Here is a 13,586-nt window from a genome sequence, read left to right on the forward strand (position 1 = left end):
GCCAGATCTTAAATTTAAACTGATTAAAAAAAACACAAACACACTAAACAAACAACAAGTTCATGAGAAAAAAATAATGCACGGCAAACTGATAATTAAAAAGCGTAATATCTTTTCGCGATTATAAAAAGGCTGATACTAATAATAATGATGCTAAAAAGGATTATTATTATGTGAGACTTTTCAGGTAGCCTTAAATTAATTTTAAGTCCCATTAAATTGATGTGTTTCTTTTTGGTGTAAAATAGTAAAAATAAAAGTGGTGCTACTGGTATGAAATATCTTCCCTGAACTCCGTATATTATATCCAGACCTACAGGAGTGAAAGTAACGTATTCATAGATTATAATCAGGAAAAACATGGTAAAAAATGTGATAAATGCCACTAATCTCTGTTTAGAGTTTATTTTTATTGGTGACTCATCTGCTACAGCAACCACTACTAATGCAATTAAATACAGGGCAACAACAATTTCGGGTAATGGAAGCTCATTCCAGCCAAAAATACCTACAAAAGACACCAGGAATCCTCCTTTTTCCATGAGGGTGTGGCCTAATATGGGGATGAAACTCAGAGGATGAGCACTGAGAAATGCTAGCTGGCCTGGTATGGATGCAGTTTGCCATGCAGGAGGCATGGATACATAGAGATTTTTAAACAGATAATTCCATATACCTGCAAGTAGAACTACAGGCAGAGTTAAAACCAAAAAATTGGAAACCATTATCTTTTTGTTAGCAAATTTATAGGAAGGTATTAAAAAAAACAGAATTAAAAGAAGGGCATAACCCACCTTGGATAAGACTAACATGGCAAGTAATGCCAGTAAGATGAGTAAATCCCTATTTTCCACCTTCTTTTTCTCCTCTTCAAAGGCCAGTTTGAAGAAAAATGCAATGGTTAAAAATGAAAGTCCCAGGTTAAAGCTATCTGCTGATAGGGATGCAGCCTCAAAAAGGGTCATGGGCATGAGGGCTAGTAAAAAGAAAACCCATTTATGCACGGGAGTTATTTTTATAGCAAGAGAAACCATTAAGACCCAGATCAGTAAATTTATGATGCGTCCCAGATACATTAGGGCCAGTGGAGAGGCACCCATAATACTGGCCACAGCCATAAGGAGACCTGCTGCAGCATAGGGAAGAGGGGGGTAAACCAGGGTGTACATCTCCTTTTGAACGTAAACCCTGTTTCCCGAGTATATTGGCAAATTTAGGATTGAAGCATAGGAAGATGCATTTTGTTTTACCTCTGAATGGTAAATCATGGGATAAAATGAGGCAACTGTTTTTTCCAGGTTCTCAGGAACATAAAAACCAGCCACACCCCCAGTTTTTCCAGGTAAGATTTGGCCTTCACTAACCACATAGGCCTTATAATAATGTGCTGGTTCATCGTTAATCTGAAAGGGAGGAACCAGCAATGAAAAAATCAATCCGAAAAATATTCCCAGGAAAAGAAATGCTTTTTGAGGCTCGATGGTCCTTAATTTATCCATCATCAAAGTTCTTTTACAATTTTTTAACATAAAAATTTTACTTAAACCAGCAAACCCTAATAAAAGTTTAACTTGCAAATTTAACACATGAAATGATGGTTTAAAAAAATAGTTCAATCGCTGCAAACTAGTCACGTAACCTTTCCTGAACCTTATCACTTTTCAACTCCCTCAAAGCATCAGCAGCAACCCATTTAGCACATTTATCAGGAATTTTTTGTATTTCTTCAGCAGTACGGATAGCTTTCTTATTAAGAGCAATATTTCTTTTTCCAATTTGCCTTAAAGCCCAGTTAACACTCTTTTTAACATAATTGCGATTGTCTGTTGATTCTCTCTGAATTATAGGGAGGAGTTGTTCGAATTTTTCATCTGGAGCTTTTTTATCATGCACTGCTAGAACTGCCATCAATGTGAAAGCAGCTCTTTTGACGAATTCTTCATCCCTCCTGCTCCATTCAAATACTTTTTTGTAGGCGAAAGGAGTCATCCTGAAGAGTTTCATGCAACACTGATCGCAAACCGCCCATGTGTCGAATTTGAGAGCCCAGTTATCCATTTGTTCTTCTGTAATTCTTTTCGGGTCTTCAATCATACATGCCAGGATCATAGTTTCCTGGTAACCCGCGTCCCAAAGCTGCCTGGCTAAAAAATGGTCTTTACCTGCTTTTTTTGCAATTCTGCGTAGATCTGGGATTCTCACTCCATACGCATCCTGTGGACGGATTCCAAAACGGGCCATTCCCTTAACATCTTCTGGATTGGATAGAAACTCCAGTTCTTTAATGATTTCTTCAAATTTCATAGGGACCTCTAAATATTCAATTCAAGAGTAAAATTTACTAATATTATACTTAAACTTCAACGCCTTCCTAAACTAGATTTAAAGCATTAAAATCAAAGCAGTGATGGATATCATGCTCAGTGCCGTGCTTAGGAATATGCAGGCTGCTGCCACCTTCACATCAAGGTCATATGTGATGGCCAGTACCAGTGTAAACATGGCTGAAGGCATGGCTGCTTCCACAATGGTCACTGTCCGGTCCAGCCCAGAAAGACCAACTAAGGATACAATGAAAAGGGCAATTAGGGGAGATATGACCAATTTAATGGCTGAAACAAATGAAGCTGCGTCGAAATATTCCTTGATCCCCTTGAATTCCAGAGATAAGCCCAAAGATATCATTATTAAAGGTATTGCCGCACCATCAAAATAATCAAGCACACTAGTAGCTAAAGAACCCAGAGGAAAGTGGAAGATATTGGCCAGCACTCCTAAAGTAACTGCCAGTAAAGGGGGAAATAGAATTGATCTTTTAATGATATCCTGATAGTTCCCACCGTAGATGGTTAAAAAAAAGACCCCGAAGGAGATGAAGAGAATAATTGTTCCCAGATCATAAAATATAGCTCTAACTAATCCTGCTGTTCCGAAAACTCCGAGGCAAACAGGGTATCCTAAAAATCCAGAGTTGAACATGGTTGAAGCTGCCACCACACTCCAACGGGTTTTAGAAGAGTAGCCTCTAATTCGAGAAAATCCATAAGCTATGATTCCGCATATAATACCTACTAACAGGCAAATAAGAGTTATGGTTCCAAAGTTTTGTATATTTGATAAATCAGCACTGTACATGGCCAGGAATATTAATGAGGGAATTGCCAGGTACACCACTATCTTATTAAGAATTCGAGCATCTTCTGCTTTGAGAAAACCAGTTCGACGGCAGATGTAACCAATAATAATCATTAAAATAATGGCAATGATGGTTTCATGAGAGTTCATGTAATATCATCCAAAACTACTAAATTATCATTTATAGGGCATTAGTATTACTTGATAGTATAGGCAATTAAACTGATTAAACTGATTGTTTTGCTTTATTTTGTGTTTATTGTATTGTTTTTTAAATTAATTTTCAAGCCCTATTATTGATTTTAAAGGGTTTTTATATCTAAAAAACTTAAATAATGTCTTTTAGATACTATTTTGGTGAACAAAATGAAAATAACATTAGTTCACGATATAAAAATAACCCTAAGTGTAAACTTGTTAGATGTGTATATTTATAGATATCGACTCATAGAGAAAGCTACAATAATAAAGTCAAAAAGGGTATGAAAACCCAGTAAATAAGGTATTGGATGCTAAAAAACTAGATAAATTGCCATGTGTTATGGAATGGACATTATATGGGTTATGTCCAAAACTTGGGTTGTGAAAATCTTATATATAGTAAAGAGTTGAGAAATAATTTGTTCAGGTTCACATCTACTTTCAGATTTTCTAGAACTCCTTTAGAAGGTTTTCTCATTTTTTGACGACTGCCATTAGTACTCTGACTTTCATTATAAAACGTGTATTAAAGAATATATTAAAGCATTCAAAAATCAGGTGATCATCAAAGGCTTAAAAAAAGCATTAATTATTATATTTTCCAGAATATCCTGAACATAGGCCGCGCCATAAAAACATCCTTCATAAATTCAAACGCTTTTTATACTCTAAATCTTTGAATAAAACTTTGAATTTAGTGCCGTTGGTTTTTTCAATTTTTATTTGGCCATCAAGCTGTTTTACTAAATTATTAACTAGCTGCAACCCCAGTGTTTGAGTATTCTCGAAATCAATTTCTTCTGGGAATCCAACACCATCATCACCCACGATTAATTCCTTCATTTCATCAGATTCTTTGAGGGAAATGCTAATTTCACCCCTTCCCTGGGGGAATGCATATTTTAAACTGTTTGAAACTAATTCACTTATTATAAGACCGCAGGGAACAGCTGTCTCAATGTTTAAACTAAGATTTTCAACATCCATAACCAGGGAAACCTGTTTGGTGGAAATAGAATAGGTATAATAAAGATCTGATACCAGTCGTTCTATGTACTCCGAGATGTTTATTCTGGTTAAATCCGGGGACTGGTACAGTCTTTCATGGATCATAGCCATGGATTTAACCCGATTCTGGCTTTCTGTTAACGCAACTTGTGCTTTTTCATCCTCCAGGAACTTTTTTTGAAGATTAAGTATGCTGGAAATGATTTGCATGTTATTTTTAACCCGGTGATGGATTTCCCTTAATAAAACTTCCTTTTCTTTCAAAGAATTCTTTAAGTCATTCTCTGCTTTTTTGATTTCCGTGATATCCTCTGATATTCCCAACAGATATTGTGGATTACCCTCCTCATCGAGTATGGGTATTTTCTTGGTATGTAAGAGTCTTTGACCCAGATCAGGAGTTTCAATGATTTCCTCTGGAATGTCCAGCAGTTTTCCTTTTTTTAGAACTTCCCTGTCTTTGGTGGTGAAGAAATCTGCCACTTTTTGAGGGAAGAAATCATAATCACTTTTACCGATCAATTCACCAGCAGGACGCCCAAAGAAATATTCTCCTGCCTTATTAACTCTTTTAAATGTAAGATCATCTGCATTTTTTACAAAAATCATGTTGGGTATGTTTTCCACAATTTGATCCAGAAATTCTTCATTCTCTCTATAAGACTTCTCAAATTCCTGGTGGACGGTTATGTCTTCATGATTACCAATCATCCGAATGGCTTCACCAGTTTCATCTCTTTCAACCACCCTTCCAGTGGCTTTTATCCATTTATAACTACCGTCCTTGGTTCGCAGCCGGAATGTATTTTCATAAAAATCAGATTTCTGCTTAAGATAATCCTCAGCCACTTCTAAAGCATGTTCAAGGTCATCGGGATGGATCAGCGCCTTCCAGCTCTCAAAGGAAGCGGGAAATTCGTTGACGTCATAGCCCAGCATTTGATAGTATCGGGGGCTGAAGTATAATTCATCAGTCTTAAAATTCCATTTCCACACCCCATCAGAAATCGCTTCCACGGTGAGTTGTAATTCCTTTTCACTATTTTGAAGTTCTTTTTCCATCTTTTTCTGTGAGGTAATTTCTATAGGGGTAACTATCAGACGGTAAATTTCTCCTTCAGAATTTTTTAGAGGAGTTGCCCGTGTCATGAACCACCTTTTTTCACCAGCAAACTCGGCAGATTCTTCGTACTGGATGCTATGACCTGCTTCAATACATTCCTCATATTTTCTGTATAGATGATCTACTGCTCCTGGTTGAGCTTGGGCTTGTTTTAAAAGAACTTCTAAAGATTTCCCTTCACCTTCTTTCCTTTTAATTCCAGAGAACCGTTCAAATGCAGCGTTAAAACTTTTTACCATGAAGTTTTTGTCTTCAGTGATGTCAATTACAGCTATTGGTATCTCTGCACCTTCGTAGATACTATCTAAATAATCTTTGGTTTCTTTAAGTTTTTCCTCGGCCTTTTTTCGCTCTGTGATATCAACAGCAGTCACCAGCATGGCATCTTGACCCTGATAATGGATTAAATCAACATTAATGGAATTTGTGTAAGCATGACCATCTCTACGCAACAGATGCACTTCAAACTCCCTGACTTTACCCCTCTTTTTCAATCTTTCAATTATGGTGTTTCTTTGGCTCTTATCCTGATACATGGACTTGAGATCGATCAAATGGATTTCTTCAGCTTTATATCCCACCATTTTAAAAAACTTTTCATTGGCAGTAAGTACTTTTCCATCAATAGAGGTTATGGCCGTAGCCACTTGAGAATTCTCAAAAAGCATCCGGTACCTTTCTTCACTTTCCTTTAATTTTCTTTCTTGACTGGACTTGTAAAGTGCAAGATCAATGGCAAATTTAAGCTCAACCACATCATATGGTTTAATCAAATAGCCGTAGGGTTCTGTTAACTTGGCTTTTTTGATTGTTGCTTCCTCAGAATGAGCTGTTAAATATATTACTGGTATATTGAGTTTTTTAATTTCTGAAGCCGCCTCAATACCATTCTGTTCCCCTTTAAGGATTATGTCCATCAAAACAAGATCAGGCATTAACTCTAATGCCTTACCAACTGCTTCTTCTCCTTTACTGGCCACGTAAGCCACAGAATATCCAAAAGATTCCAGGGTCCTTTTTATATCCAAAGCCTCAATGGCATCATCTTCAACCAGAAGAATGTTCACATCCCTCATCACACCCCATCCTTAATGAATATATGTTCTTAATCAGTATTATGTTTTTTAGGGATAATCATTCGCCTAAGATTTGTAATACTTTAATTAATCTTACAATAATTCACCAAATAAAAACACACAAAAAGTAATAATAGTGAATAACAGCAAATCCGTATTATATTCAGGTTTGATTAAAGAACAACTTAAATCAAAAAAAACACCATAATTACCGAGGAAATTCAATGGAAATACCCTTATTAAAAGACGTGGTAATAATTTTTCTCCTGGCAGTTATTGTGCTCTTAATATTTCGCAAAGTTAGAATTCCGGCTATCTTAGCATTTTTTGTAACTGGATTACTGGCTGGTCCCCATGGATTAGGTTTAATCAGTTCCACAGAAGAAGTCAGTCTTTTAGCAGAGCTAGGAATCATATTCCTTCTATTCACCATTGGAATAGAATTTTCCCTGGAAAAATTTTCCCAGATCAAAAGATACACCATTATCGGAGGTTCGTTGCAGCTGGCACTTACCTTACTGGCTGTGTACATTTTATGCCTGAATTTTGGATTTAACCAAGCCGAAGCCATTTTTACAGGCTTTCTGGTTTCTTTCAGCAGCACTGCAATTGTTATTCGGCTTTTACAGGAAAAAAATCAAATATACAGTGTTCATGGGCAGATATCATTGGGTATTCTTATTTTCCAGGACATTGCCGTGGTCTTAGTCATTCTTCTCGCTCCTTTACTGGCAGGGGTGAATTCTTCTTATGTTAGTAACTGGCCCACCCTAACCGTCCTGGGTGCTGGCCTGATTGTGTTCACCATCATAAGCACTAAATGGGTTGTCCCGGAGCTTTTACATTACATTGCCCGTTTCAAGAGCAGAGAACTGTTCTTATTAACCATTATTTTAATCTGTTTCGGAGTGACCTGGATTACATCCAGCATCGGACTATCAATGGCCCTGGGAGCATTCCTGGCGGGTTTGATTATATCCAACACTGAATACAGCCATCAGGCACTGGGAAATATAATTCCCTTCCAGGACATATTTATGAGCTTCTTCTTTGTTTCCATTGGAATGCTTTTAAATTTGAACTTAATGCTTCAAAATCTGCCGTTAATAATATCGCTAACAGTTATGGTAATCATTTTAAAGACATTAATTTCTGGATTCACTGCAGGACTTCTGGGATTATCATTTAGAATCATGGTTCTGGTGGGTTTGATATTGAGTCAAATAGGAGAATTTTCTTTCATTTTAGCTGCCACTGGTCTGGAACTTGGAATCATAAATGAGGAGTTCTTCCAGATATTTTTAGATGTTTCATTGATTACCATGTCACTAACTCCCTTTATAATGGAGTTTGCTCCACGTGTTTCTGATTTTTCCGAAAAACTACCCTTACCCCACCGCATCAGACACGGATTTTATCCCATGACCCTCCCTCAAGAAACGGTTTTACAAGACCATCTCATAATAGTTGGTTTTGGTATCAATGGAGAAAATGTGGCTAAAGCAGCTTATAAAGCAAAAATTCCCTACGTGATAGTGGAGATAAACCCTGAAATCGTTCGAAGTGAAAAATCTCATGGTGAGTCAATATATTTTGGTGATGCAGCCCATGAAACTGTTTTGAAAAATATTAACATTAAGGAAGCCCGGGTAATGGTGGTGGCAATTTCTGATCCTGTGGGAACCCGAAAGGTGATTGATACTGCCCGTAAACTTAACCCCAACATGTACATCATAGTAAGAACCCGTTATATAAAGGAAATGGAAAAATTACATGAGATAGGTGCTGATGAAGTGATACCTGAGGAATTTGAAACTTCAATTGAGATTTTCAGTCGGGTATTGGATCAGTATCATTTATCCCCGGAAAAAATTGATGAATTCATTACTGAGATTCGATCAGATGGCTATGAAATGTTCAGAACACTTTCCAAAAACGTTACAGTCACTTGCACATTGAATAATGGTTTAAATAAACCAAAAATAATATCTATAACCGTTGAAAGTGACATGGATGGAAAAACTCTTGAAGAATTCATTAAAAAACATGAAGGGGAGGCATTAGCTGTGATTCGTAGTTCTCAAACCTTTCAAAATCCCGGTTTTGAATTTATCCTCCATAAAGACGACCTGGTCATTGTGTCTGTTTAAAAAGAGAATAAGAGAAATAAAGGATAAGAATAAATTATCAGGACAAGAAATTATGGAAACAATCCCCAACCCATTAAGAGGAACAATTTTCCATTGAAATCTATAACTCATAAGAAAAACTTATTTTTCACAGTCTATCCTTGTATTTTAGTTCCTTGAATTTTAGGGTATACTTGGTCCCATTAACCCTATCCAGTTTAATTGAACCGTCCAACTGATTAACCAGACTAGTTACAAGTTGTAATCCTAGGGTTTCTGTTTTTTCAAGTTCAATATCCTCAGGAACCCCCACCCCATCATCATATATTATCAAAACGTAACTATCATCTTCATATTTGAATAAAATCCCAATTTTTCCTTTTCTGTCATCTGGAAATGCATATTTCACACTGTTAGTTACCAGTTCATTAATTATAAGACCTAAAGGGATTGCAGTGTCTATACCAATATTAACGTCTTTAATATCTAATTCCAGGCCGATTTTTTCCTTTTGAATATTGTAGGAATAGAATATGTCAGAGACAAGATTGGTGAGGTAATCCTTAAAATTAATCTTTGAAAAGCTATCTGACTGGTATAGTTTCTCATGAACCATGGCCATGCTCTTAACCCTACCCTGGCTCTCCTTTAACACCCCCACAGTCTCATCTAAATCTTCAAACTTGATCTGCAGGTTTAGGAGACTGGAGATGATCTGCATGTTGTTTTTAACCCGGTGATGAATTTCCCTTAATAGAACTTCTTTCTCCTTAAGAGATTCTTTAATTTTATCTTCAGCTTTTTTACGCTCAGTTATATCTTCTAATAAAAGAGTAATTCCTATCGTTTTCTTTCCCTTTTTCAAGCGAGTATAATGGGCAACCACAATTTTTTCCTCACCCCGTAGATTAGTGAAATTCCATTCAGTTTTTGAAATGTCTTTACCCATTAAAACATCTTTAAATGAAGATAATGCTTCTTTTAAATTAATCTTAAGCTGGGGTGCAATAGCTAATAAATTCTTTCCAACCAGTTCTTTTTTTGAAAACCCGAAAAGTTGCAGTGCTTTCTGATTAGCTTCCAATATGTTGGCTTTGTTGTCGAACAAAATTATAACTTCACCCGCTGTATCAACTACTGTCCGGTATTTTTCTTCACTCTCCTTTAACTTTTCTTCCCACTTTTTACGGTCACTGATATCTGTAATAACCCCTATCAACCCTTTTAAAGTCCCATCATCTTTAAGTAAGCGGTTGGCAGATATCTGACCCCAAAAAATGGTCCCATCCTTACGCCGGTAGAGTCTTTCCAGTAGAACATAGTCGACTTCTCCTTTAATCAAGGTTAACATGCTCTTTTCTGCTTCTTTTCTCACTGAATCACTGGTCAAATCCAGATAACTCATACCAATAAGCTCAGAAAGTTCATATCCGAACATCTCTATCATGTGTTGATTTGCAAAATCAATCACGCCCTCTTTATCCACCAGCATGATGCCTGATTTGACTGTGTTGAAAATAGCACGGATCTGCTCTTCTTTTTCCTTTAACTTTAATTCAGACTTTTTACGTTCAGTAATATCCATGAACATACCTGAAAGCACACCATCTTCCAGACTGGCACTTACCAGCACATTCACTTTTTGACCGTCTTTACCCTTTGCTTGCACTTCATAATCAGTGGCTCTACCATTTTTTTCCAATTCCTGAAGAAGTTTAAATCTGTCATCCTGGTTACTGTACACCTTTATAATGTTAATTCCCTTCAACTCTTCAGCACTATCATAATGGAACATGCGAGCCATGGCTTCATTGGCAAATAGGATCCTACCATCTAAATTTGTTTTGAATATACCAACCAGTGAATTATCAACCAATTCACGGTAGCTTCTTTCACTCTCCTTTAATGCCTTTTCTGCTATTTTAAGCTCTTTGACCATGTTTTTATATTTTTCTTCACTTTTCTGAAGATTTTCCTCATATTTTCTTCGTTCAGTGATATCCCGGATGGTTTCGATAGATCCTTTGAAATTTCCCTGACTGTCATATAAAGGGGCAGCTTTTCCCCAGAGTATTCGTTCATCACCCTTAATAAAACCCTTGGTTTCACCTAAAATGATATTGCCTTCTCTTTCAAGAAAACTGTATTTATTTTGAATTTCTGCGTCTGATTTTCGAACTAAATCAATTAATATAGGTCTTCTTTCCCCATAGAAAGGTAAAGCATATTCATAATCACCTTTACCAACCATATCCTCTGACTGAACACCAGTAAGCTCTTCAAGAGCCCGATTCCAGGAAGTTACCACCCCCTTATCATCAATAACCAGAGTAGCATCAGGTAAAAATTCTATAATATCATTCAAACGTTGCTGGGATTCTTTTAACCTTTTTTCGGCTATTTTTTTATGGGTAATGTCATTTAGAATAGTTATGGTATCTTCACCCATAGTGGCACCATAAAATTCCACAGTTTTTATATCACCATTTTTACATTTAATATCTGCAATTAAAGGCAGAGAATTTGTATCTTTTTCTTTTTTTCCCAGCTTTTCGGCCCATTTTTTCTGGATAAGTTCCCGGTATTCGGGATCGGGGTAGGCTTTAGAAAACCAGCCATTTAAAGAATGCATATCATCCAAAGTGTATCCGGTTAATTCAATGAATCTTCGGTTGAAAAATTTAACATTACCATTTTTATCATAAGTGACCATTGCCATGGGAGAATTCTCAAATAAAGCTCTGAAATTTTCTTCAGATTCTCTTAGAGCTTTCTCTGATTCTTTGCGAATGGATATGTCCTCGATGAACCCTTCCAGGAATAAATCTTTTTCATCATCCCTGTTTGCGAATCCCCTCTCCCAAACCCATTTTACTTCATTTTCTCTGGTTATGATCCGGTATTGGATCTGGAAGGGTTTGTCCATGGAAATTGCTTTTTGCACCTCACTCCAAACCATTTCCTGATCTTCGGGATGAATTATATCTGCATAGGCTAGTTTCTTATTGTATAAAAAATCTGAGGGATTATAACCCGTGAGATCTTTGCACTGTTCACTGATGAATTCCATAGTCCAGTTCTCATCATTGCGACAGCGGTAAACCACACCCGGGAGGTTAGAAATCAAACCTGACATCTGCTGTTCTTTTCTTTTCAGAGCTTCCTCTGATTTTTTCCTCTGAGTGATATCAGTGGCTATGTGGATGATCTTATCCAGATTACCCTTTTCATCAAAAACAGGAGTGCATGAAACCAGAGCATAACCACCAAATGTTTCCATTTCCATCTCTACGGTTTCAGCCTTGCCGTCTTTAACCAGAGATTCCAGGGGGCAGGAGAAAGGTGCTTTATCAGAATCAGCATCATGAATAAGGTTAAAACAAAGCTTTCCCACAATTTCATCTTCAGGCAATCCCAAATATTTCTGTGATGCCTTATTAGCTGCTAAGATATGGTGTGATGAATCTAAAATAAGTGCAGGGTGATTAATGGCTTGGAAAAAGTCAATCCAATTAATAACATTTTCTTCCAACAAATAACCCCCTTTATAAAAATATATTATAACATTTAAACTAATAAATATATGCATCTGGATTAAAATGGCTGTAAATCAAATTTTACTGCAGGAAACTAATAAACCTAAAGATAATCCCAAAATACTAATGATTTTTCGATTAAAGTGAAAGGATATACACTCTCACTCTAACCCAACCAGGAGTATTACAAGCAGGTTACTTCCATCAAAAATACAGCCGAGATGAGTAATGTAACCCATAAAAAATTATATCTTCAGTTTCGATTTAAAGGTACGCCTTTTTTTGGTCTGGTAGTTTCCTGGTAGTTTTATATGTAAGTTACAAAGTAGAAGTTGTTGGAGATCATTTCTGCCCTGTGGGGACTTTTGGCAAATAAAAAAAGGATGCCAACAAAGGGATGTGGTAGTATGAAGGAACTAACACCCCCATTTCTCCAATACCCCTAAAATGGGGTTCCCAAACTAAAAAAAAAATGTACGCTTTTGGTCTCCATGAAACATCATCCAGTATTATTTCACCATATTCCCTATATTCATAGTTATTATCACCATTCCTATTCTGGTTCTATTATTAGGACCCGAGGTTATTTTGGGGATATTATTTAGGGAAATGTTTCTGGAAAACTCCTACCAGGTCTTTAGGTTCCTTTACTATGTAAGTTTCATACATTTTGGCCAGTTTTTCCACGTGTTCCACGTCTTCTTTTCGGATGGTGATCTTCAGGTCTTTTCCATCAGGAAGCTTAGTGATGGTAACACCCTCTTCCACATCTGAGGGTAAGATGTATATGGGTACATCTGCCTTTTGGCCCATGATGGCTGCATTGGAGATTAGGGTATCCCCCATCCTCATAGCTATCTTGGCCACGGTGTTAGAGGTAGCAGGAGCAATCACCATAAATACATACTTTCCTAACTGGATATTCCCTGCTAAAAATGGTGCGTTGGCATTTATTTCAACCCAAACCTTATCGAAGTTGGTTTCTATGTCACTGGATATTCCATAATATTTTACCACCTGGTCTCCAGATTTGGAAATAAAAACTTCTATATCCACCTGATCCTGGTAATCTTCATTGATTTTTTTCATAACCTTCATGGTTTCCAGAATTTTATCACCAGCACCAGTTATTCCCCATGCTACTTTAGGTTTTTTCATATAAAACCCCCTTTAAAGTGCGACTTAGTTTAAATCCAATTTTTTATGTTCAATAGACTTAATTCATTGATTTACTCCTGTTCAAGTCCAATTCAATTTAGGATAAGCCTGTTATTTAGAACTAAGTTCTAAAGAATATTCCATCTATTATGTTACTTTTTTATCTTTCCCTCCCATTATATTTGTTGGAAAATATTGAAGGATAAAAAAATCAAAAATC

At 36.6% G+C, this 13,586-nt stretch carries 7 protein-coding genes; 1 reads left to right on the top strand and 6 read right to left on the bottom strand.

Annotated elements, in window-relative coordinates; translation table 11 throughout:
- Nucleotides 1–95: 95 nt before the first annotated feature.
- From HVN35_03030 to HVN35_03045, 4 genes are all read right to left on the bottom strand, one after another.
- Nucleotides 96–1,499 (bottom strand): DUF2142 domain-containing protein, encoded by a 1,404-nt coding sequence (locus tag HVN35_03030; GenBank protein ID NYB51525.1) that lies wholly within the window; start codon nt 1,497–1,499, stop codon nt 96–98.
- 127 nt (nt 1,500–1,626) lie between these two features.
- Nucleotides 1,627–2,304: a DNA alkylation repair protein gene (locus HVN35_03035; protein ID NYB51526.1), complete on the bottom strand. Its 678-nt coding sequence runs from the start codon at nt 2,302–2,304 to the stop codon at nt 1,627–1,629.
- A gap of 78 nt (nt 2,305–2,382) precedes the next feature.
- Nucleotides 2,383–3,285 carry an AEC family transporter gene (locus HVN35_03040; protein NYB51527.1) on the bottom strand — a complete coding sequence of 301 codons (903 nt, stop codon included), beginning with the start codon at nt 3,283–3,285 and terminating at the stop codon, nt 2,383–2,385.
- Between the two features lie 693 nt (nt 3,286–3,978).
- Nucleotides 3,979–6,543, bottom strand: a complete 2,565-nt coding sequence (locus HVN35_03045) for a PAS domain S-box protein (protein ID NYB51528.1) — start codon at nt 6,541–6,543, stop codon at nt 3,979–3,981.
- Nucleotides 6,544–6,767: 224 nt separating this feature from the next.
- Between HVN35_03045 and HVN35_03050 the strand changes: the two genes are divergently transcribed.
- Entirely contained in the window at nt 6,768–8,693 is a 1,926-nt protein-coding gene (locus tag HVN35_03050; GenBank protein ID NYB51529.1) for a cation:proton antiporter, read from the top strand.
- Between the two features lie 127 nt (nt 8,694–8,820).
- On the opposite strand, the gene HVN35_03055 is transcribed toward HVN35_03050, so the two are convergent.
- Together HVN35_03055 and afpA are read right to left on the bottom strand one after the other, a co-directional pair.
- Complete coding sequence (locus HVN35_03055; protein NYB51530.1) at nt 8,821–12,204, bottom strand: PAS domain S-box protein; 3,384 nt, start codon at nt 12,202–12,204, stop codon at nt 8,821–8,823.
- 601 nt (nt 12,205–12,805) lie between these two features.
- Nucleotides 12,806–13,366: an archaeoflavoprotein AfpA gene (afpA, locus tag HVN35_03060; GenBank protein NYB51531.1), complete on the bottom strand. Its 561-nt coding sequence runs from the start codon at nt 13,364–13,366 to the stop codon at nt 12,806–12,808.
- Nucleotides 13,367–13,586: the final 220 nt, after the last annotated feature.

It is taken from the genome of Methanobacteriaceae archaeon, assembly GCA_013403005.1.
GTDB lineage: Archaea > Methanobacteriota > Methanobacteria > Methanobacteriales > Methanobacteriaceae > Methanobacterium.